The 21,686-nt window shown below is 70.2% G+C and carries 18 protein-coding genes; 8 read left to right on the top strand and 10 right to left on the bottom strand.

Annotation, left to right across the window (positions count from 1 at the left end):
* Nucleotides 1–43: 43 nt before the first annotated feature.
* Nucleotides 44–937, top strand: coding sequence for a LysR family transcriptional regulator (locus ACE3TA_RS01840; RefSeq protein ID WP_374569992.1), 894 nt, complete (start codon nucleotides 44–46; stop codon nucleotides 935–937).
* The gene (locus tag ACE3TA_RS01835; RefSeq protein WP_374569991.1) at nucleotides 934–1,968 is read left to right on the top strand and encodes an acyltransferase family protein; all 1,035 of its coding nucleotides are present in this window, start codon (nucleotides 934–936) and stop codon (nucleotides 1,966–1,968) included. Before ACE3TA_RS01840 ends, ACE3TA_RS01835 begins: the two co-directional genes overlap by 4 nt.
* Here ACE3TA_RS01835 and ACE3TA_RS01830 read toward each other — a convergent pair.
* Nucleotides 1,965–2,228 (bottom strand): hypothetical protein, encoded by a 264-nt coding sequence (locus ACE3TA_RS01830; protein ID WP_374569990.1) that lies wholly within the window; start codon nucleotides 2,226–2,228, stop codon nucleotides 1,965–1,967. The genes ACE3TA_RS01835 and ACE3TA_RS01830 overlap by 4 nt on opposite strands.
* A gap of 189 nt (nucleotides 2,229–2,417) precedes the next feature.
* Here ACE3TA_RS01830 and coaA point away from each other — a divergent pair, with 189 nt between their 5' ends.
* Nucleotides 2,418–3,350: a type I pantothenate kinase gene (coaA, locus tag ACE3TA_RS01825; protein WP_374569989.1), complete on the top strand. Its 933-nt coding sequence runs from the start codon at nucleotides 2,418–2,420 to the stop codon at nucleotides 3,348–3,350.
* A gap of 7 nt (nucleotides 3,351–3,357) precedes the next feature.
* Here the strand turns inward: coaA and ACE3TA_RS01820 are convergent, their stop codons facing one another.
* From ACE3TA_RS01820 to ACE3TA_RS01810, 3 genes are read right to left on the bottom strand one after another with little or no spacing between them, the layout of a single operon-like run.
* Nucleotides 3,358–4,128 carry a slipin family protein gene (locus ACE3TA_RS01820; protein WP_374569988.1) on the bottom strand — a complete coding sequence of 257 codons (771 nt, stop codon included), beginning with the start codon at nucleotides 4,126–4,128 and terminating at the stop codon, nucleotides 3,358–3,360.
* A gap of 16 nt (nucleotides 4,129–4,144) precedes the next feature.
* Nucleotides 4,145–5,566: a nodulation protein NfeD gene (locus ACE3TA_RS01815; protein ID WP_374569987.1), complete on the bottom strand. Its 1,422-nt coding sequence runs from the start codon at nucleotides 5,564–5,566 to the stop codon at nucleotides 4,145–4,147.
* 55 nt (nucleotides 5,567–5,621) lie between these two features.
* Nucleotides 5,622–6,062 carry a VOC family protein gene (locus ACE3TA_RS01810; protein ID WP_374569986.1) on the bottom strand — a complete coding sequence of 147 codons (441 nt, stop codon included), beginning with the start codon at nucleotides 6,060–6,062 and terminating at the stop codon, nucleotides 5,622–5,624.
* A gap of 225 nt (nucleotides 6,063–6,287) precedes the next feature.
* Between ACE3TA_RS01810 and ACE3TA_RS01805 the strand changes: the two genes are divergently transcribed.
* From ACE3TA_RS01805 to ACE3TA_RS01795, 3 genes are all read left to right on the top strand, one after another.
* Nucleotides 6,288–7,355, top strand: a complete 1,068-nt coding sequence (locus tag ACE3TA_RS01805) for an efflux RND transporter periplasmic adaptor subunit (protein WP_374569985.1) — start codon at nucleotides 6,288–6,290, stop codon at nucleotides 7,353–7,355.
* 77 nt (nucleotides 7,356–7,432) lie between these two features.
* The gene (locus tag ACE3TA_RS01800; protein WP_374569984.1) at nucleotides 7,433–10,654 is read left to right on the top strand and encodes an efflux RND transporter permease subunit; all 3,222 of its coding nucleotides are present in this window, start codon (nucleotides 7,433–7,435) and stop codon (nucleotides 10,652–10,654) included.
* Between the two features lie 140 nt (nucleotides 10,655–10,794).
* Entirely contained in the window at nucleotides 10,795–11,553 is a 759-nt protein-coding gene (locus tag ACE3TA_RS01795) for an ankyrin repeat domain-containing protein (RefSeq protein WP_374569983.1), read from the top strand.
* Between the two features lie 235 nt (nucleotides 11,554–11,788).
* On the opposite strand, the gene ACE3TA_RS01790 is transcribed toward ACE3TA_RS01795, so the two are convergent.
* The gene (locus ACE3TA_RS01790) at nucleotides 11,789–13,636 is read right to left on the bottom strand and encodes an ABC transporter ATP-binding protein/permease (RefSeq protein WP_374569982.1); all 1,848 of its coding nucleotides are present in this window, start codon (nucleotides 13,634–13,636) and stop codon (nucleotides 11,789–11,791) included.
* A gap of 13 nt (nucleotides 13,637–13,649) precedes the next feature.
* Entirely contained in the window at nucleotides 13,650–14,432 is a 783-nt protein-coding gene (locus tag ACE3TA_RS01785; RefSeq protein WP_374569981.1) for a hypothetical protein, read from the bottom strand.
* 93 nt (nucleotides 14,433–14,525) lie between these two features.
* Between ACE3TA_RS01785 and ACE3TA_RS01780 the strand changes: the two genes are divergently transcribed.
* Entirely contained in the window at nucleotides 14,526–15,122 is a 597-nt protein-coding gene (locus ACE3TA_RS01780) for a TIGR00730 family Rossman fold protein (RefSeq protein WP_374569980.1), read from the top strand.
* Nucleotides 15,123–15,128: 6 nt separating this feature from the next.
* Here ACE3TA_RS01780 and ACE3TA_RS01775 read toward each other — a convergent pair whose 3' ends face one another.
* From ACE3TA_RS01775 to ACE3TA_RS01760, 4 genes are all read right to left on the bottom strand, one after another.
* Nucleotides 15,129–16,796: an NAD+ synthase gene (locus ACE3TA_RS01775; protein WP_374569979.1), complete on the bottom strand. Its 1,668-nt coding sequence runs from the start codon at nucleotides 16,794–16,796 to the stop codon at nucleotides 15,129–15,131.
* Between the two features lie 87 nt (nucleotides 16,797–16,883).
* Nucleotides 16,884–19,274: a TonB-dependent receptor plug domain-containing protein gene (locus tag ACE3TA_RS01770; protein WP_374569978.1), complete on the bottom strand. Its 2,391-nt coding sequence runs from the start codon at nucleotides 19,272–19,274 to the stop codon at nucleotides 16,884–16,886.
* A 133-nt stretch (nucleotides 19,275–19,407) separates the two neighbouring features.
* Entirely contained in the window at nucleotides 19,408–19,833 is a 426-nt protein-coding gene (dksA, locus tag ACE3TA_RS01765) for an RNA polymerase-binding protein DksA (RefSeq protein ID WP_374569977.1), read from the bottom strand.
* Nucleotides 19,834–19,931: 98 nt separating this feature from the next.
* Complete coding sequence (locus ACE3TA_RS01760) at nucleotides 19,932–20,366, bottom strand: flagellar assembly protein FliX (protein WP_374569976.1); 435 nt, start codon at nucleotides 20,364–20,366, stop codon at nucleotides 19,932–19,934.
* Nucleotides 20,367–20,578: 212 nt separating this feature from the next.
* Here ACE3TA_RS01760 and ACE3TA_RS01755 point away from each other — a divergent pair, with 212 nt between their 5' ends.
* Nucleotides 20,579–21,685, top strand: a complete 1,107-nt coding sequence (locus ACE3TA_RS01755) for a flagellar basal body P-ring protein FlgI (RefSeq protein ID WP_374569975.1) — start codon at nucleotides 20,579–20,581, stop codon at nucleotides 21,683–21,685.
* Nucleotide 21,686: the final 1 nt, after the last annotated feature.

The following is a 21,686-nucleotide window of genomic DNA, read 5'->3' as shown; positions in this document are numbered from 1 at the left end:
GAAAGGAATTGTCGAAGAGGGTTCAGCAGCTAGTACGAAATTTATGAGCGATCGGATCGACTGGGACGACCAGCGCGCCTTCCTCGCCGTGCTGGAGGAAGGCAGCCTGTCGGGCGCGGCCCGGCGCATGGGCGTGGCCCAGCCGACCATCCGCGCCCGCATCGCGTCGCTGGAGACCGCCCTCGGCACAGCGCTCTTCACCCGCTCGGTCAGGGGCCTGACGCCCACAGACCAGGCCCGCGCGCTCGGCGCCTCGGCCCGGGCGATGGCGCGCGCCTCCGAAGCCTTCGTGCGCGCCGCCTCGGCCGCGCCGGGCGAGGTCGCCGGCGTCGTGCGCATGAGCGTCTCCGAGTTCGTCGGCGTCGAGGTGCTGCCGCCCATGCTCGCCGCGCTGCGCGAGCGTCATCCCCGCCTGATCGTCGAGGTCGTGCTGAGCAACGAGTCGGCCAACCTGCTGGAGCAGGAGGTCGACGTGGCCGTGCGCATGCACCCGCCGGCCCAGGAGGCCCTGGTGGCGCGCAAGGCGCCGGCCATTCCCCTCGGCCTGTTCGCCAGCCGCGACTATCTGGCCCGGCGCGGCCGGCCCGCGACGCTGGAGGACCTGGCCGCCCACGACCTGATCGGCTCGGACCGCGCCCGGGCCGACCTGGCCTTCGCCGCCCGTTTCTTCCCGGGCGTCGGCCGCGAACGGTTCGTCGTGCGCACCGACAGCCACCCGGCCCAGCTCGCCGCCGCGCGGGCGGGCCTCGGGATCGCCGCCATTCAGCGGCCCGCCGGCCTCGCCGACCCGCGGCTCGAGCCGGTCCTGCCCGACCTCGCCGTCGGCGAGCTCGACACCTGGATCGTGACCCACGAGGACCTGCGCAACGTCCCGCGCGTGCGCGCCGCGTTCGACCACCTCGTCGCGGCCTTCCGCGAGCTCGGGAGGCGCGGTTGAACCGGCGCCGCTACGCCACGCTGGACGCCCTTCGCGGCGTCGCCGCCGTCTCGGTGGTGCTCTATCACTGCCATACGATCCTGCAGTGCGGGAACATCTTCCCCCGCGGCTACCTGGCCGTGGACTTCTTTTTCATGCTCAGCGGGTTCGTCCTCTCGCACGCCTATGAGCGGAAGCTGCTCGGCGAGACCGCCCTGCCCGCGTTCCTGGCGCGCCGGGCCGCGCGGCTGGTGCCGATTTCGGCGGCCGGCGTCCTCATCGGCGCGCTCTACCTGTTCGTCCACTCCAAGCTGAACCCGGGCGCAAGCGACCCGACGGGTCTCGTCGTCCTGGGCGTCGCCCTGAATCTCCTCCTGCTGCCGGTCTTCTGGCGCAGCCGGAACACCGAGTGGAAGCTGTTCGTGGGCGACAGCCCGCTCTGGTCGCTCTTCCTCGAATTCATCGCCAACGCGTTCTGGGCGAGCTGCCTCGTCCGGCTGCCCACGCGATGGCTGGCGGTCTTCTGCGCTGGAGCGTTCGTCGCCCTGGCCGCCTGCGTCATGCGCTACGGCTCAGCCGACATCGGATGGGAATGGCCGTCCTTCGTCGGCGGCCTGGCCAGGGTGCTGTTCGGCTTCACCGTGGGGTGCCTCGCCTACAGGCTCGAGCCCCGCTGGCGCCTGCCCAGGCTGGTCGCCCTGCTCTCGCCCGTCATGCTCGTCGCCGCGCTCGCCGTACGGCTGCCCATCGCCTGGTGGGACGTCTTCGTCATCGCCATGGTCATGCCGTTCGTCCTGCTCGCGGGAGCCTCCGCCACCGGCGAGCCGCCGCGCCTGGCGATCCTGCTGGGGGAGATCTCCTATCCGCTCTATGCGACGCACGGGCCGCTGCTGGAGATGGTCGGCGACATCGTCCGCGCACGACGCCCGTCGCTGCTGGGCCACAACATCCTGTTCGCGGCGATCGTGCCGGCCCTCTTCGTCGGCTGGCTGGCGTTCAAGCTGATCGACGAGACAGTCCGCCGCCGCCTCGCCCGCCCCGCGCGCGCCTAGTCCTGCTCGCGGTGATGCACCGCCCGCCAGAGCAGCCAGAGCCCGGCGAAGACCAGCGCCTGGGCCGTAGCCGACACCAGGCTGGTCAGGGCCAGGCCCATGGCGAACATCAGCTTCTGCGCCAGCGCCGCGCCGCTGTTGGACATCCACACCAGCAGGCACAGCGTCAGCGAGCCGACCAGCGTCAGGATCACGCCCAGCGACGCGCGGGCCACTGCCGGGCGGCCGGGTCCGTTCGACGAGGGTGCGGGATGATCCATGTGCCTTGCCTCCCCGGCCTGGGCCGTCCGGCCCGCGCCCGCCTAAAGTCGGCGCTTGAACAGCCCGATCGCAAGTCTTTTCGCCGCCGCCCCGGCCGGCCGCGTTGACGTAACGCAATCTGGCGCCCCGCCCAGCTCTGTGGCAGGTCGGTCGCGGCGGCCCGCGCCAGGGCGGCAGGGAGGCCCAGCATGCACGCCGACGCCTATCTCACCTTCGACCGGGAAGCCTGGGCCCGGCTTCGCGCCGCCACGCCGCTCACCCTGTCGGAAGAGGACCTGGCCAGCCTGCGCGGCGTCAACGACAAGGTCTCGCTGGAGGATGTGGTCGACATCCACCTGCCGCTGTCGCGCCTGTTGAACCTGCACGTCGCCGCCGCCCGCAGCCTCGTCGGCGTCAAGGACGCCTTCCTTGGCCGGCCCGCCGCCAGCGGTCCCTATGTCATCGCCATCGCCGGCAGCGTGGCGGTGGGCAAGAGCACCCTGGCGCGCATCCTGCGGGCGCTGATGGCGCGCTGGCCCGAGCATCCGCGCGTCGAGCTGGTCACCACCGACGGCTTCCTCTTCCCCAACGCCGACCTGGAGGCGCGCGGCCTGATGCAGCGCAAGGGCTTCCCGGAGAGCTACGACCTGCGCCGCATGGTCGATTTCCTGTCCGATGTGAAGGCCGGCGCCGGCCACGTCGAGGCGCCGGTCTATTCCCACGTCACCTACGACATCGTCCCCGACGAGCGGCAGGTCGTCGAGCATCCCGACGTCCTGATCTTCGAGGGGCTGAACGTTCTGCAGACCGGCGTCGGCGTGGATCGGCCGCCCTCGGCCATCGTCTCCGACTTCTTCGACTTCTCGCTCTACCTCGACGCCGACGAGGCCGACATCGAGCGCTGGTACGTCGAGCGCTTCGTGCTCCTGCAGCGCACGGTGTTCCGCCAGGGCGAATCCTACTTCCACCACATGCGCAACCTCGACCCGACCGAGGCGCCCGAGGCCGGCCGGCGCATCTGGCGCGACATCAACCGCCCCAACCTCTTGCAGAACATCCTACCCACCCGCGAGCGCGCCAACGTGGTGCTGCGCAAGCGCGCCGACCACTCCATCGGCGAGGTCTGGCTGCGCCAGGTCTGACCTGCGCCTAGCCGTCCTTGCGCGCCGCCCGCATGGCCGACAGCACCTCGCCCGCCTCCAGCGGGAACGGGAAGACGATGGTGCTGGTGCGGTCGGTGGCGATCGCCTGCAGCGCGCCGAGGTAGCGCAACTGCATCGCCTCGGGCTGCTTGGCCAGCACCACGGCGGCCTCGTGCAGCTTCTGGGCGGCCTGCTGCTCGCCCTCGGCTGTGATCACCTTGGCCCGCCGCTCGCGCTCGGCCTCGGCCTGGCGCGCGATCATCCGCACCATGCTCTCGTCGATGTCCACGTGCTTGATCTCGACGTTGGCCACCTTGATCCCCCAGGCGTCGGTCTGGGCGTCGAGGATTTCCTGGATGTCGGCGTTCAGCTTGTCCCGCTCGGCCAGCATCTCGTCCAGCTCGTGCTTGCCCAGCACCGAGCGCAGCGTCGTCTGGGCGAGCTGGCTGGTGGCCTGCAGGTAGTTCTCCACCTGGATCGTCGCCTTCTCCGGGTCGACCACGCGGAAATAGAGCACAGCGTTCACCTGCACCGAGACGTTGTCGTGCGAGATCACGTCCTGGCTGGGCACGTCCAGCACGATGGTGCGCAGGTCCACCTTCACCATCTGCTGGGCGAGCGGCACCAGCAGCATCAGCCCCGGCCCCTTCACGCCGGTGAAGCGGCCGAGGGTGAACACCACCCCCCGCTCGTACTCGCGCAGGATCTTGATCGCCGCGGCCAGGATCACCAGCGCGACGACGAGGATCGGCATGTAGAAGGCGAGGTCGGTCAGCATCGGCGTCTCCTGACGGCTAGTCCTGCGGGGCGACGGTGAGGGTCAGCCCGTTCAGGGCCCGGGCGCGCACCTTGTCCCCCGTCTTGAGGGGCCGCTCGGCCGTCGCGCGCCAGCGTTCGCCATGGGCGAACACGTGGCCTTCCAGACCGTTCCAGTCCTGCACCACGCCCGGACAGCCGATCATCTCCTCGGGCCCGGAGACCACCTTGCGCCGATGCGCGCCGATCGCCAGGCGCGCGACGAACAGGATGAAGCCCAGGCTGGCGGCGGCCAGGCCGGCGATCAGCGCCACCGAGACGCGGAACTCCGGCGCGCCGGTGTCGAACAGGATCAGGGCGCCCAGCACGAAGGCGGCGATCCCGCCCACGCCCAGGGCGCCGAACGAGGGCACGAAGGCCTCGGCGACCATCAGCGCCAGCCCCAGCACCACCAGCCCCAGGCCGGCGTAGTTCACCGGCAGCATGGCCAGGGCGTAGAGCCCCGCGATCAGGCAGATCGCCCCGATCACCCCCGGCGCCATCGCCCCCGGATGCAGGAACTCGAAGAGCAGGCCATAGACCCCGACCATCATCAGGATCAGCGCGACGTTCGGATTGGCGATCGCCGCCAGCAGGCCGTGGCGCCAGTCCGGCGCCCGGGTCTCGACGGAAAGCCCCCTGGTGTGCAGCACCCGCGGCGCGCCCTGCACGCTCACCGTGCGCCCGTCGGCCTGGGCCAGGAGGTCGCCGACGTCGCTGGCGACAAAGTCGACCACATGCGCCTTCAGCGCGGCCTCGGCGTCCAGGCTCGCGGCCTCGCGCACCGCCCGCTCGGCCCAGTCGGCGTTGCGCCCGCGCAGGCCCGCCAGCGCGCGGATATAGGCCGCCGCGTCGTTGGTGATCTTGGCCTCCATGGCGTCGGCCGGCGGCGCGCGCGGCTCGGCGCCCGCCTGCCCTTCCCCCGGCTGGGCCGGCTCGGCGGCGGGCTCGGGCTGCGCGCCCGGCGTCAGCCCAGGCAGGCCGCCGATCTGCACGGGCGTGGCCGCGCCAAGGTTGGTGCCCGGCGCCATGGCGGCGATGTGGCTGGCGTAGAGGATGTAGGTTCCGGCGCTCGCCGCCCGCGCCCCGCCGGGCGCCACATAGGCCGCCACCGGCACCGGCGAGGAGATGATCGCGCGGATGATCTGGCGCATGGAGACGTCCAGCCCGCCGGGCGTGTCCATCTCCAGCACCACCACGGCCGCCCCCTGGTCTGCGGCCTTCTCCAGTCCCTTGACGACATAGTCGGCGCTGGCGGGCCCGATCGCCCCGTCCAGCCGCAGCACCACCGCCTCGCGGCCGCGCGCCTGCGCGGCCGCCGCAGCAGCCGCGGCGAGGCCCAGCGCAATGAGCAGCAGGCGCCAGAACGGCGGCCGATTGCGCTCGGCGGCGCCTCGACGCGTGGTCCCGGTCGAGGTCATGGGCGAAGACTGGCGCCGTCAGTCCCCGCTCACAAGGCTTTCCGGGGCCGGCGGCCTACCAGACGCCGACGTTGGGCATCGAGGCCCAGGGTTCGGCCGGCGCCTTGGACTCGCCGGCCTGCAGCAGCTCGATGGAGATGCCGTCCGGCGAGCGCACGAACGCCATGTGCCCGTCGCGCGGCGGCCGGTTGATCGTCACCCCGCCGTCCATCAGCCGCTGGCAGGTCTCGTAGATGTCGTCCACCGCATAGGCCAGGTGGCCGAAGTTGCGGCCGCCGCCGTAGGCCTCCGGATCCCAGTTGAAGGTGAGCTCCACCAGGGGCGCCATGTCCTCGGCGGCGCGCCCGACGTCCTCGGGGGCGCACAGGAACACCAGGGTGAAGCGTCCGCCCGGATTGTCGAACCGGCGCACTTCGCGCAGCCCCAGCTTGTTGCAATAGAAGTCGAGCGAGGCGTCGAGATCGGCGACGCGGACCATGGTGTGCAGGTATTTCATCGGTGGCGGCCTCCTTGCGCGCGCACTTGGGCATGTCCGCGCGCCGGCGCAAGCCTCTTTCCGCCTGTGCGGCCCGATGGGCGCAACTTGCGCGCGATCGGCTTCCTGTCCGCGATTTCATTTGCCCTGGAGGGCCCGCGCCACCAGAACCGGTGTTCCAAAATTGTCGGGGGGATGGAGCGCGTCAGGCGGGCTGCGGCCGGCCCGCGTCAGGATCGGGGGATCATGCGGCTCAAGTCGTCAACCGTCGTCGCCATCGGCCTGATCGGCGCGGTCGCGCTGTTCTTCATCATCGGCGCGCTGTTCGGCGCGGCCCGGCCGAAGGAGGCGCGCGCCGCGGCCAAGTCCGCGCCCCAGGCGACCACCGTCCAGGCGAAGCTGACGCCCGAGGTGGCTCACGAGTACGACGTGGTGCTGCGCGGGCGCACCGAGTCCGCCCGCACCGTCGCCGTCGCTTCCGAGACCGCCGGCGTGGTCGCCGCGACCCCGGCGGTCGAGGGCGCCTTCGTGCGCAAGGGCGCGACCCTGTGCCGGCTGGAGGTCAACGCCCGCCAGGCCACCCTCGACCAGGCCAAGGCCGATCTGCGCTCGCGCGAGCTGACCCAGCAGGCCACCGTCGAGCTCGCCAAGAAGGGCTATCGCTCCCAGACCCAGGTGCTGCAGAGCCAGGCGAGCCTGGATTCGGCCTCCGCCGCCGTGCGCCAGGCCGAGATCGCCCTTGACCAGGTGAACATCCGCGCCCCGTTCGACGGGGTCTTCACCAACCGCAACGTCGAGGTCGGCTCCTACCTCAGCCCCGGCCAGACCTGCGGCACGGTGATCGAACTCGACCCGATCCTGATCGTCGGCGACGTGCCCGAGACCGAGGCCGGCCAGTTCGCCGTCGGCGCGCCGGCCGTCGCCACCCTGGTCTCCGGCGAGAAGCTCTCCGGCAAGGTGCGCTACGCCGCCCGCGACGCCGACGCCCAGACGCGCACCTACCACGTCGAGGTGATCGCTCAGAACCCGCGCCTGACCGCGCGTTCGGGCCTGTCGGCCGAGATCCGCATCCGCGCCGGCGTCGGCCCGGCGCATCTGGTGCCGGTCTCGGCCCTGGTGCTGGACGCCGCCGGCCGCCAGGGCGTGCGCTTCGTCAAGGCCGACCAGACGGTGGGCTTCGCCCCGGTGACGGTGCTGGAGGAGACGCCCGAGGGCATCTGGGTGCGCGGCCTGCACGGCCCCACGCGGGTCATCACGGTCGGCCAGTCCTACGTGGGCGAGGGCCAGAGGGTTCGGGTGGCCGCAGCGAACTGACGCGGCGGCGGCCTGGTTGAAGCGATTGCGGGCGCGCGGCGGGCGGATGAACCCCGCGCGGCCCCTGGGAGGCTGGCATGATCGGATCCTTGATCGACGGCGCGATCAAACGGCGCAAGGTCGTGCTCGGCGTCGCCCTGATCGCCAGCCTGTTCGGCGTGCTGGCCTACCTCGGCATGCCCCGGGAATCCCAGCCGAACATCGACATCCCCTACATCTCCGTGGTCGTCCCCTACCCCGGCGTCAGCCCCGAGGACGGCGAGCGGCTCTTGATCAAGCCCCTGGAGGTGGCCCTCCAGAGCATCGAGGGCATCAAGGAGATGAACGCCGTCGCCCACCAGGGTTCGGCGGTGGTGACCCTGGAGTTCGAGGCCGACTTCAACAAGGAAAAGGCCCTGGAGGACGTGCGGGCCAAGGTCGACCAGGCCCGCGGCAAGTTCCCGCCCGACGCCCTGCCGCCGATCATCCAGGAGGCCAACACCAGCGGCGACCCGGTCATCGGCGTCGTGCTGTCCGGCGCCGCGCCCGAGCGGGAGATGTACCGCGTCGCCCGCCGCCTGCAGGAGCGGCTGGAGGCCACCCCCGGCGTGCTGGAGGTCTATCTCAACGGCGCCCGCGATGAGCTGCTCGAGGTCACCGTCGATCCGGTGCGGATGGAATCCTACAACGTCACCACCGGCGAGCTCGCCCAGGTGATCAGCCGCAACAACCAGCTCGTGCCGGCCGGCGACCTGCGTTCCGGCCAGGGCCGCTTCGCGGTCAAGGTGCCCGGCGTCATCGAGGAGCCGAAGGACATCCTGGCCCTGCCGATCAAGAAGAGCGGCGACCGGGTGATCACCGTCGGCGACATCGGCGACGTGCGCCGCACCTTCAAGGAGCCCACCTACATCACTCGCTTCAACGGCCAGCGGGCGTTCTCGCTGGAGGTGGCCAAGCGCAGCGGCGCCAACATCCTGGAGACGGTCAAGGAGGTGCGCCAGGTCGTCGCCGAGGAGTCCAAGCGTTGGCCCGACACCATCAAGGTCGACTACACCTACGATGAGAGCGACTTCATCGGCCGCACCCTGGTGGTGCTGGAATCGGGGCTGATCAGCGCCACCATCCTGGTCATGGTGATCATCATCGCCAGCCTGGGCGTGCGCCAGGGGCTGATGGTCGGCGCGGCGATCCCGGCCTGCTTCATGCTGGCCTTCCTGATGCTCAACGCCATGGGTGTCACCCTCAACCAGATGGTCATGTTCGGCCTGGTGCTGGCGGTCGGCATCCTGGTGGACGGCGGCATCGTCGTGGTCGAGTACGCCGACCGCAAGATGGCCGAGGGCCTGACCAAGGAGGAGGCGTTCGCCGCGGCCGGCAAGCGCATGTTCTGGCCGGTGGTCAACGGCACCCTGACCACGCTCTGCGCCTTCCTGCCGTTCATGTTCTGGAACTCGGTGGCCGGCAAGTTCATGAGCTTCCTGCCGCTGACCCTGTTCTTCGTGCTGGGCGCGTCGATCTTCGTCGCGCTGATCTTCACCCCGGCCCTCGGCTCGGTGTTCGGCCGCGCCGCCGCCGTCGACGCCGAGCACCTGGCCGAGATCGAGAAGTCCGAGCACGGCGATCCGCGCCAGATGAGCGGTTTCATGGGCCGCTACGCCCGCGCGATCGACGTCATGGGACGCCACCCCACCCGCACCCTGGCCGCCGGCCTGGCGGTGGTGGTGACGATCGTCGTGCTGTTCGGCCACGGCCGGCCCACCGAGTTCTTCCTGCGCCAGGACCCCGAATGGGTGCGGGTCTACGTCAAGGCCCGCGGCAACCTCTCGCCCGAGGCCCAGGACGTGCTGGTGCGCCAGGTCGAGGGCCGGCTGCAGGGGATCAAGGGCGTCAAGTCGATGTACGTGCGCTCGGGCTCGGGCGACAGCGGCGGCGGGCCCAACGCCGCGCCCAACGACACCATCGGCCGCATCCAGATGCAGTTCGAGCCCTACGAGGAGCGACTGGTCCTGGGGCTGCGCGGCAAGGACATCGCCGACGAGATCCGCCACCGGGTCGGCCACATGCCGGGCATGGAGATCGAGGTGCGCGAGCCCCAGGGCGGCCCGCCCACCGGCAAGGACGTGCAGGTCCAGCTCCTCAGCCACGATCCGGTCGCACTGAACAAGGCCGCCGACATGGTCAAGGCCAAGCTCGCCGCCGATCCCCAGCTCATCGAGCTGGAGGACAACCGCACCTCGCCGGGCATCGAGTGGAACTTCACCGTCGACCGCGTGGCCGCCGGCCGCTACGGCGCCGACGTCCTGTCGGTGGGCCAGGCGATCCAGTTCGTCACCAACGGCGTGCTGGTCGGCCGCTTCCGCCCCGACGACGCCGACGACGAGGTCGACATCCGCATGCGCTTCCCGCCCGAGGCGCGCAACATCTCGGCCTTCGAGAGCCTGAAGGTGCCCACCGCCCTCGGCCCCGTGCCGGCCAGCTATTTCGTCCAGCGCGTGCCCGCCCAGCAGGTCTCGACCATCCAGCGCCGCAACTCCCAGCGCCTGGTGCTGATCCAGGCCAACACCGTCGAGGGCGTGGCCGCCAACCAGAAGATCGCCCAGCTCCGCCCCTGGCTGGAGAAGGCCGACATCGACCCCGCCGTGACCTGGAAATTCACCGGCGCCGACGAGGAGGGCCAGAAGGCCGCCGCCTTCTTCGTCACGGCCATGGCCGCCTCGCTGTTCCTGATGATGTTGATCCTGCTCTGGCAGTTCAACAGCTTCTACGGGGTGTTCGTCACCCTATCGGCGGTGATCCTCTCCACCGTCGGCGTGCTGCTCGGCGTCGAGGTGAACCTCGCTCACACCTTCGACTACGTCTCGATCATCATGCTCGGCACCGGCGTCGTCGCCCTGGCCGGGGTGGTGGTGGGCCACAACATCGTGCTGGTCGACACCTTCTACCAGCTCCGCCACCAGGGCTACGCCGCCGACGAGGCGGCCATGCGCGCGGCCGTCCAGCGGTTCCGCCCGGTGATGCTGACCACCCTGGTCACGGTGGTCGGCCTCCTGCCCTTGATGTTCCAGATCCACCCGAACTTCCGCAACGCGCACATCGAGTACAAGGCGCCGGGCTCCGAATGGTGGGTGCAGCTCTCCGGCGCGGTGGTCTGGGGCCTGTCCTTCGCCACCCTCCTCACCCTCCTGCTCACCCCGGTGCTCCTCGCCGCGCCCAAGGTCTACTCCGAGCGCTTCGGCAAGCTCTGGCGGCGGCTCTTCCCGCCCCGCCGGGCCAAGGGCGCGCCGGTCGTGGGCGGCGACTTCGGCAAGGCGGCGGAATAGGCGCGGCGGCGGGCGCTAAAGGCGCGTCAGCCGCCGGGCCGGACACCGCGCGTCCCAAGTGTCGGCCAAGGGTAGTGGGCCGATATTGATCATCCCGCTGAGAGCAGCCTAGTCTCGCATTGAGAATGCTTAACGGTCCCATGAAACGCATAGTCGTCATCCTATCCGTCGTGGCCGCCTCGGTGATTGTGGGTTGCACACAGCCTGCGGCATCTATGGAACGCAAAATCAACGGTAGATCCGCCAGCGAACTGTTCCCTGATCCCAAGGTGGCGGCCCTGGCAAAGGCTGCTTGTTCAGGGGACGAGAAGACCGTGGCCCGTCAGATCGCGGCCGGCGCCAACCCCAACGCGGTGGGCAACGAAAGAGCTGTTCCGCTGCTCTGGGCGATACGTTGCCGAAATTTGCGCGGCGTAGAGGCGCTGTTGGATGGCGGCGCCAATCCCAACCAATTGCTGGGTGGCGATTTTTCTGTGGTCTATGCCGCGGCGCAAGAACCTGTGGAGATACTGAAGGCGCTTTTGAATCACGGTGGCGATCCCAACGCTGGATCAAAAGAAAGCGAAAGGAGCGCCCTTATGTCGGCAATGTCCATGGGCATTCACGACGACAAGTGGGCGAATTATTATGCGATCCTGGAAGCGGGCGCGGACATCAATCGCGTTTACGGGACATACAATACCATCTCTATATTTGCGGCGGATATGGCACAGTACGACAAGCTCGCAGAACTGTTGGACCGCGGTTATAATTACGATTTATCGAATTTAGGGGCGCACGTTCAAGTCCGTGCCATTCGGCCTGACCTTGAACCCAAACGCGCCAAGGTGAAGGCCATGCTGGAAGCGCGTGGCGTGCAGTTCCCTGTGCCGTCTCAAGCGCGAGGCACGTCCTCTTGACAAACGTCCGCTAAGGGTCGTTCGCCGGCATCGCCGCCAATCCTATTTCCAGGCCCGAGCGCGCGATCGTCTCTGCAGCCGTCATCCTCCGGTCGGGCGAAGGCCGATCCGGGGGACCCAAGCCGAGCGGCCGCTTGGATCGCCCGGACCAGCCGGGCGAAGACGGTCCGAGGATCGGGACAGGAATAAGCTGTCACCGAAGTACCCGCAGGACGTCGCGGCGGCTGAACAGACCTCAGCTTTCCCGCGTCTGCCGCCGCCACAGCGCCGCGTATTCCCCGGCCTTCTCCAGGAGCTCGGCGTGGGTCCCCTGCTCCACCACCCGCCCGCGCCTGAGCACGATGATCTGGTCGGCGTCGACGATGGTCGAGAGCCGGTGGGCCACCACCAGGGTGGTGCGCCCGCCCCGCACCTTGCGCAGGGTCGCCTGGATCGCCTCCTCCGTGCGCCCGTCGAGCGCGCTGGTGGCTTCGTCGAGGATCAGCACGCGCGGGTCGGCCAAGAGCGCGCGGGCGATGCCCACCCGCTGGCGCTCGCCGCCCGACAGCTTCAGCCCCCGCTCGCCCACCCGCGTGGAGAGCCCGTCCGGCAGGCTGTCGATGAAGCCGCCCAGCTCGGCCGCGTCCGCCGCCGCGCGCACGGCGGCCGGCGGCGCGTCGGGCCGGGCGAAGGCGATGTTGGCGTAGAGGCTGTCGTTGAACAGGGCCACGTCCTGCGGCACCAGCGCCACCGCCCGCCGCAGCGAGGCCTGGGTCGCCTTGCGCAGGTCCACCCCGTCGATCGTCACCTGCCCCTCCTGCGGATCGATCAGCCGCAGCGCCAGGCGCACGGCCGTGGTCTTGCCCGCCCCCGAGGGGCCGACGATCGCCACCGTCGAGCCCGGCGCGGCCGTGAAGCTGACGTCGGCCAGGCCCGTCGAGCGCGCGTCGTGGCGGAAGCCCACGTGGTCGAACACCACCTCGGCCCCCTTGCCCGTCGCCGGCGGCAGGTCGCGCGCGGCCGGCGCGTCGACGATGCCCGGCGGCTCGGCGGTGAGCGTGACCATCTGCTCCATGTCGATGAAGGCCTGGCGGATCTCGCGGTAGTTGAAGCCCAGCATGTTCAGCGGCCCGTAGACGCCGATCAGCAAGAGCACCGCCGTCGTCACGTCGCCGATGCGCATGCGCCCGTCCATCACCTCCAGCCCGGCCATCACCGCCATCAGCGCCAGGCCGATGTTCAGCACCAGCGACTGCACCGAGTTCAGGAGCGACAGCGAGGTGTTCGACTTCACCGCCGCCCGCACGAAGCGGGCCATGGCGTCGGCGTAGGCCTTCACCGTGCGTGCCTCCGCGCCGAAGGTCTTCACCGCCTCGTAGTTCATCAGCGCGTCCACCGACAGGCCGGCGGCGTGGGAGTCGGTCTCGTTCAGTTCGCGCCGGTGCGAAAGCCGCCAATCGGTGATGCGGAAGGTGACGACCGTGTAGACCACGATGGTCAGGAAGGCGGCGAGCGCGAAGCGCCAGTCGAGCTTCAGGGTCATCACCGCCATGGCCATGACCAGCTCCACCGCCGTGGGGCCCAGGTTGAAGGCGACGCTGCGGATCAGGAAATCGGTGGAGCGCGCGCCCCGGTCGATCACGCGCGCCAGCGTGCCGGTCTGCTTACCCTGGTGGAAGTCCAGCGACAGCGCCAGGGTGTGGTCGAACGCCTCCACCGCCGCCCGCGCCAGGGTCGCCTGCGAGACCGCGTTGAACACCGCGTCCCGGGCGAACGGGGCGCAGGCCGCCACGAACCGCAGGCCGGCGAAGGCCAGGGCCAGGCCGATGAAGCCCGCGCCGATCCCGGCCGCGCTCTTCACCGCCGGCTCCAGGGTGTTGATGGCGTCGCCCAGCATCACCGGCGCGGCCACCCCGGCCAGCTTGCCCGCCACCACCAGGCCGATCGCCAGGCCCAGCCGCGCGCGCAGTTGCGGCGCGCCCGAGCGCATCACCAGCCGCCACAGGTCGGCCATCGAGGTCCAGAAGTCGAACTTCACCGAGGCCGGCGAGACCATGCCGGGCGTCGACATCGCCCGGCCGTGGGCGGCGTGGAAATGGGCCAAGTCCTGCTCCGCCTCAGTTGCGCACGAGGGTGGTCTGCAGCCCGCCGCCCGGCGTGATCCAGTCCACCCGCACGTCCTCGCCCTCCACCCGGCCGTGATAGGGCGCGCCAGCCACCGGCCCGGCGGGGGTGACGTTGTAGTTCGCCGAGGCGTCCCAGGACTCGCCGGAGATCTGCAGGCGGTGCTGGCCCGCGCTCAGCGGCTGGCTCAGCACGATGCTGAAGCGGCCGGCCGCGTCGCTGCGCCCCTCGCCCATCTGCCGGTCGTCGACGCTGACGGTGATCGGCGTGTCCGACGGCGCGAGCCCGGAGACCACCGCCCCGCCCTCGGCGTCGAAATCCAGCGCCGTGATCCGCGGCGCGCCGCCCCGGTCCAGCGTCACCGCCCCGGCCCCGGCCCGCAGCAGGGCCGCGCGGCCCTTGGGCGTGACCAGCACATAGCCCTGGGCCTGCACCTGGCGGCCGTCCACGGTCATCGACAGGCCGAAGAGCTGCGGCGCGGGCGTCTGCGACACCGACAGCCGCCACAGGCCCTTGGCGTCGGCGTCGGTGAACATCGCATCGCCGTCCGGGCTGGCCAGGCGCACGTGCGCCGCCGGCGCGGCCCGTCCGCTCAGGAAGACGCGGGCGCCGGACACCTGGCTGGCCGTCAGGCTGGGCGGGGCGAGGTATCCCGACGGGGCGGCGGGCGCGCGGCTGGCGGCCGGCGCGGGCGGCGGCGAGGACGGCCCCGTGGGCCCGCAGGCGCCCAGCCCGCCCAGGGCTCCCGCCAGGATGAGAATCGACGCCTTCTTCACCGCTTGCTTGAATCTCCTCGGCCCGGTCATAGAGCTATTTGGCCTTTTGCGCCGCCGTAGCAAGCGCGGCGCCCGTTCTGGAGTGCTTCGACCATGGGGCAAACGCCCGGCCTGCGGTCCATCTGCGTATTCTGCGGCTCTTCCGACGCGGCCGATCCGGCGTTCCTGGCCGACGCCGCGGCCCTGGGCTCGGCCCTGGCCGCCGAGGGGCTGCGCCTGGTCTACGGCGGCGGCGGCGTGGGGCTGATGGGCGCCTGCGCGCGCGCCGCCCACCGCGCCGGCGGCGACGTCCTGGGGGTGATCCCCGACTTCCTGACCAGCCGCGAGCGGGCGCTGGACGAGGTGCGCACCGTGATCGTCACCTCCATGCACCAGCGCAAGATGATGATGTTCGAGGAGGCCGACGGCTTCGCCGTCCTGCCCGGCGGCATCGGCACCCTGGAGGAGGTGGTGGAGCTGCTCTCCTGGCGGCGGCTGGAGCTGCACGCCAAGCCGATCGTCTTCCACAATCCCCGGGGCTTCTGGAAGCCGCTGTTCGACCTCTTCAACCACACCATCGACCAGAAACTGACGCCCCCCGCCTTCGCCGAGGCCTGGACCTCGGTGGACACGGTCGATCAGATCATCCCGGCCGTGCGCGCGGCCTGGCGCAACGGCGGCGTCGCGCCCGGGACCGCCCAAATCACCTGATCCGGCTCAGCCGCGCGTGACCTTGTCGCGGAAGCCGTTGACGATCGGGTAGCGCCGGTCGCGGCCGAAGGCCCGGCGGCCGATCTTCACGCCCGGAGGCGCCTGGCGGCGCTTGTATTCGGAGCCGTAGAGCAGCCGCTGCACCCGCTCCACCGTGTCCGGATCGTGGCCCTGGGCGACGATCTCGTCCAGCGTCGCCTCCTCCTCCACCAGCCCGTGCAGGATGGCGTCCAGCACCGCATAGGCCGGCAGGCTGTCCTGGTCGGTCTGGTCCGGCCGCAGCTCGGCCGACGGCGGCTTGGTGAGGATCCGCTCGGGGATCGGGTTGTCCGCCAGGCCATACGGATTGTTGGCGTTGCGCCACACGCACACGGCGTAGACGTCGGTCTTGTAGAGATCCTTCAAGACGTTGTAGCCGCCGCACATGTCGCCGTAGAGCGTGGCGTAGCCCACCGCCATCTCCGACTTGTTGCCGGTGGTCATCAGCATCAGGCCGAGCTTGTTGGACAGGGCCATCAGCGAGACCCCGCGGATCCGCGCCTGGATGTTCTCCTCGGTGATGTCCGGCGCCCGGCCCTCGTAGAGCGGCGTCAGCATCTCGGCGAACGCGTTCACCGCCGGCTCGATCTTGATCTCGTCCAGCCGCACGCCCAGCCGCTTTGCGCAGTCGGCCGCGTCCTCCAGGCTCTCGCGGCTGGTGTAGCGCGAGGGCATCATGAAGCAGCGCACCGCGTCCGGCCCCAGGGCGTCGGCCGCCACCACCGCCGAGATCGCCGAGTCCACGCCGCCGGAAAGTCCAAGCAGGACGCCGGGAAAGCCGGATTTCTTCACATAGTCGCGAAGGCCCAGCACCATGGCGCGGTACATCTCCTCGGCGCCCGCGCACCACGGCTCCATCGGCGCCTCGACGCAGGTCCAGCCGCGCTCGTCCCGCGTCCAGGTCGTCACCGCCAGACGCTCCTCGAACATCGCCAACTGCATGGCGACCGTCCCGTCCGCCTGCAGGATGAACGAGCCGCCGTCGAACACCAGCTCGTCCTGGCCGCCCACCTGGTTCACGTAGACCAGCGGCAGGCCGGTCTCCTCCACCCGCGCCTGGGCCACGTCCATCCGCTCGTAGTCGGCCGTCACCCGGAACGGCGAGCCGTTGGGCACCAGCAGGATCTCCGCGCCCTTGGCCTTCAGCTCCGCGCAGACCGGCTTTTCCCAGATGTCCTCGCAGATCGGCGCGCCGATCTTCACGCCCTTCAGCTCGAACACCTCCGGGCCCATGCCGCGCTCGAAGATGCGCTTTTCGTCGAACACGCCGTAGTTGGGCAGGTCGCACTTGAAGGCCACGCCCTTGACCACGCCCTCGGCCAGATAGGCCAGCGCGTTGCGCGGCCGCCCGCCGGGCGTCTCCGGCGGCCAGATCGCCCCCACCAGCGCCGCGCAGCCGTCCTTGGTGGCGCCGGCCAGGCGCTCCACCGCCGCGCGGCTGGCGTTCCACAGCGCCGGCTTCAGCGCCAGGTCCTCCGGCGGATAGCCGGTCAGGAACAGTTCGGAGAAGAGCGCGATGTCGGCTCCGGCCTCGCAGGCCTCGGCGATGAGCTCACGCGCCATCGCCTCGTTGCGCTCCACGGCGCCGACGATGGGATTGGCCTGGACGGCGGCGATTACAAGACGGTCGGTCATGGCCGGTTCTTAGCCCGGCCAAAGCGCCCAAGCCACAGCCTTGCGCCCCGCCGCGTCCCGTACGCGGCGGGGGCTGGGGCCGCGGGCCTAGAAGGTGGCGCTCAGGCGCACGTAGTAGAGCCCGCCGTCGGTGTCGTAGACGGCGTTGCGCGAATAGATCAGCCCGCGCGACGCCTGGAACGTGGCCTCGTCCGGATAGGTGTCGAAGATGTTCTCTCCGCCCACCGTCGCCTTGAGGTGCTCGTTCAGCTCCATGCTCAGCGACAGGTCGACGAACGCCCTGGCGCCGAAGGTCTGGATCAGGTTCGCCGACGACTGGTATTCCGCGTCGGTCCATTCGCCATAGTAGCGGATCCGCGCCATCCCCTCGAACCGGCCGTGCGCATAGGTGGCCGTGACGTTGCCCTTATGCGCCGGCAGCCCCTCCTCCAGGTTGGTCTTCGCCAGTTCCGACACCTCGGCGCTGTTGGCGCGCAGCACCTTGGTTTGGTTCCAGTTGTAGGCGCCGGTGAGCGTCAGCGCCCCGCCGGCCAGGTCCGTGCGCCAGGAGGCCACCAGGTCGATCCCGCGCGTGCGGGTGTCGAACGAGTTGGTGAAGTAGTTCAGCGAGGTCAGCGAATCCGCCCCCGGCACGCCCTGGGCCAGCAGGATGGCGCGGATGTCCGAGGTCACCGTGTAGCTCTTCGAGACGGCGAAGCGGTCGTCCACCTCGATCTGATAGGCGTCCAGGCTCAGCGTCAGCCCGGCGTCGTTGCGCCAGACCAGCCCCGCCGAATAGTTGCGCGAGGTCTCCGGCTTCAGCGCCTTGGCGCCGAAGTACTGCGCCACCGGGTCGAGCGGCGACAGCCGGCCGGCCGTGAAGAGCTGCAGGGTGGTCGTGTCCAGGCCCTGCGAGGTGCGCGTGCTGTAGAGCTGGCCCGGCGTCGGCGCGCGGAAGCCGGTGGAGACGGCCCCGCGGATCGCGAAGTGCGGCGAGAACTCGTAGCGCGCGGCGATCTTGCCGTCGGTGGTCGAACCGAACTCCGAGAAGTCCTCGTAGCGCACCGCCAGGTCGGTGGAGAAGGCCGTGGTCCAGGGCAGGTCCAGGTCCACATAGGCCGCCGTGCTCGTCTGGTCCCACGAGCCCGCCTGCGAGGGGCTGTAGCCGGGGAAGCCGTTGGAGCCGGACGGCAGGCCGGTCGCCGCCCCCGGCCCGACCGCCCAGGAGGCCTCGTCGCCGGCCTCGATCTCATAGGTCTCCTGGCGCCGCTCCAGGCCGAACGCCAGGTTGGCCGGCTTGGCCAGGACCGACAGCTCCAGCGGCCGCACCACGTCCAGGTTGAGGGTCTTCTCCTCCTGGATCAGCACCCCCGGCCGGAACGACGTGGGCGAGTTCGGCCCGAGCGAGGCGTTGATGGTGTTGCGGATGAAGTAGTCGATCTTGTCGCGGCCGGTCGAGGCGCTGAGATCCCAGTCGAACCCGGCGAGCGAGCCGCGCAGGCCGGCGTTCAGCGCATAGTCGGTCTCGTCCTGGCCGAACTGCGGCGAGAAGCCCGTCGGATAGATCGTGTGCAGGTCCCAGCCCGGGAACACCGTGGAGGTCTTGAACGAGGAGTCCGTCGCCGGGTTGCGCCAGTTGAAGTCGCTGACGCCGTTGGAGTCCGAATAGGTGGCGAAGCCGTAGAGCTCGACCGCGTCGGTCAGTTGGTAGGCCCCGTCGAGGGTCCCGCGCCACAGCTCGCGCTCCGGCTGGCCCCAGCGCTGCACCGGGTTGGGCACCTTCAGCGTCGGGTTGGCCGCCTGCAGGGCGATGGCGTCGGCCCGCTGGCGCGTGCGCGAGGTCGGATCGCTCGAGGTGTAGTCCAGGCTCACGGCCAGGTGGCCGGCGTCGCTCGCCCAGCCGTAGCGGCCCGCCGCCTCCAGCTTGGCGCCGTCGCCCTCGTAGTACTGGCCGCCCTGCACGAAGCCGGAGAAGCCGGGCTTGTCGTTCAGGATGATGTTGATCACCCCGGCGATGGCGTCGGAGCCGTACTGCGCGGAGGCGCCGTCGCGCAGCACCTCGATGCGCTCCATGGCGATCCCCGCCAGTTGCCCCAGGTCGACCCCCTGCGCGCCGCGCGAGCCCAGCAGCGCCGAGCGGTGGCGGCGCTTGCCGTTCACCAGCACCAGCGTCTGGTCCGGCGACAGGCCGCGCAGCGTGGCCGGGCGCACGAACACCTGGCCGTCGGCCATGGGCAGGCGCTGCACGTTGAAGGACGGGGTGGTCGCCGCCAGCTTGTCCATGATCTGGTCGGAGACGATGGACTCCAGCGCCTCGGCCGAGACCACGTCCACCGGGGCCGTCGAGTCGAAGGCCGTGCGGTCGACCCGGCGCGTGCCGGTGACGATGACCTCGTCGACCGCCGAGGCGCCGGCGGCCTGCCGGGCCTCGTCGGCATGGGCGCACGGCGCCAGCGCCGCGACGATGGCCGCCGCGGCCGTGGTGGATAGGAACTTCATGTGGCATCCCCGTTCGTTGTCGGGGGGCGTCGCTAGGCCGCGTCCGCGAAAAGGCGGCGACAACTCTGTGTCGCCTTCATGAAGTCTGACAAAACATTGGGCGCCGAACGCTGAAGCAGCGGGCGCCGGCGCCTCAGTCGTCGCGGTGGACGCGCTCGCGCCGTTCGTGCCGTTCCTGGGCCTCCAGGCTCAGGGTGGCGATCGGACGGGCTTCCAGGCGCGCCAGGCCGATCGGCTCGCCGGTCTCCTCGCACCATCCGTAGGAGCCGTCTTCGATTCGCCGCAGGGCGTCGTCGATCTTGGAAATGAGCTTCCGCTGACGGTCTCGCGTGCGCAGTTCAAGCGCTCGATCGGTTTCCGACGAGGCGCGATCGGCGAGGTCAGGATGATTCTCGGTTTCGCTTTGGAGATGGGACAGCGTCTCGCGAGATTCGCGAAGAATGTCCTCTTTCCAATTCAACAGCTTCTGCTTGAAGTACTCAAGCTGACGCTCGTTCATGAACTCCTCGTCCTCGGAAGGACGATAGGATTCTTCAGCCAGAACAGCGGCTGTGGTCATCGACACCTCAACGCCCCCTGGAAACCCCCAAGAACGATTTGGGTGGGCTTATAGCAAACTCGGCGCCGCTTTCAACGCGGGACGCGCGAGGCGTGCTATTAGATCGCACGCTTGGCTAGTTCAAGCTTGGCCAGCTCGACCGCCGCGCGCGTTTCGATCTCGTTGAGCACGTCCTCCAGGGCCGGCTCGTCGGTGGCCTCGCGCTGATCGCGCACCGCGCGGCTCAGGCGATCCAGGTCGGCGGCGCTCACGCCGTCGCCCAGCATGGCGACCTTCACGTCTTCCAGCACGTCCAGCAGCCGTCCCGCCCGGCGCACCGCGCGCCGCTTGCGTTCCAGCGGCCCGCCCACGTCCTGCAGGGCCACCAGCGCGTCCAGGCTCATCACCCCGGCCACGCCGGCCGTCGGCGCCGCCTGGGCCGTCGGCGCGGCCGCGCCCGGCTGCGTCAGCCGGAACCCCTGCCCGCCGCCGGTCGCGCGCGTGCGGCCGCCGCCCGACGGACCGCCGACGCCGCTCGTACCGCTGACCTTCATGCGCGCAACTTGCTCATACCGGATTACTTCAGGAGCCACTCTCTCACGGGCATGCTTAGGGTATGGTTAATGCCGGGCAATTTCTGCCGTCGGCAGCATCCGCAGACTCCCCGCGAATCACCTTCGCATTGTTTTCGCTAGACTTTTCGAGCCGGCAATCTTGGCACGCCGGTCGCATGGGACTTGCCGATCCAGTCGGTAGCCAGGTTGCCATGCGTCGCTCCTTCAGACTCTTCAGCGCCCTCGCCTTCGCCGCGAGCCTCGCGGCGGGCCCCGCGTTCGCCAACTCCCGGATCAAGGACATCGTCGAGTTCGAGGGCGTCCGCGACAACATGCTGGTGGGCTACGGCATCGTCGTCGGCCTCAACGGCACCGGCGACTCCCTGCGCAACTCGCCCTTCACCAAGCAGAGCCTGGAGGCGATGCTGGAGCGGCTGGGCGTGAACACGCGCGACGCGACGATGAACACCAAGAACGTGGCCGCCGTCATGGTCACGGCCAAGCTGCCCGCCTTCTCCGCCTCCGGCTCGCAGATCGACGCCACCGTCTCGGCCATGGGCGACGCCAAGAGCCTGCAGGGCGGCACCCTCCTGGTCACCCCGCTCCTGGGCGCCGACGGCGAGGCCTACGCCGTGGCCCAGGGCACGGTGCAGACCGGCTCGGTCTCGGCCAGCGGCGCCTCCGGCTCGAGCATCTCCAAGGGCGTGCCCACCGCCGGCCGCATCGCCGCCGGCGCCATCGTGGAACGCGAGATCGGCTTCCAGCTCGCCAATATGGCACAGATGCGCATGACCCTGCGCAATCCCGACTTCACCACGGCCCGCCGGATCGCCGACGCGGTCAACGCCCGCTTCCCCGGCGCGGCGGCGGCCGACAACCCCACCATCGTCACCGTCCGCCCGCCCGCCGGCGAGGACATGACCACCTTCCTGTCCCAGGTGGAGAACCTCTCCGTCCAGCCCGACAACCCGGCCCGCGTGGTGATCGACGAGGTCTCCGGCGTGATCGTCATGGGCGAGAACGTGCGCATCTCCACCGTGGCCATCGCCCAGGGCAACCTGACCATCACCGTCACCGAGAGCCCGGCGGTCAGCCAGCCCGCGCCCTTCAGCCAGGGCCAGACCACGGTGGTGCCGCAGTCCGGCGTCTCGGTGGACGAGGAGAAGGGCAAGAAGTTCCTCACCGTCCAGTCCGGCGCCTCCCTCGCCACCCTGGTGGCCGGGCTCAACGCCCTGGGCGTCACCCCGCGCGACATGATTTCCATCCTGCAGACCATCAAGGCCGCCGGCGCCCTGCAGGCCGACATCGAGGTGATGTGAT

The sequence above is a fragment of the Phenylobacterium sp. genome, from assembly GCF_041916435.1.
Classification (GTDB): domain Bacteria; phylum Pseudomonadota; class Alphaproteobacteria; order Caulobacterales; family Caulobacteraceae; genus Phenylobacterium.
Note: the sequence above shows the minus strand (reverse complement) of the source record. Positions and strands in the feature narration are given on the sequence as shown.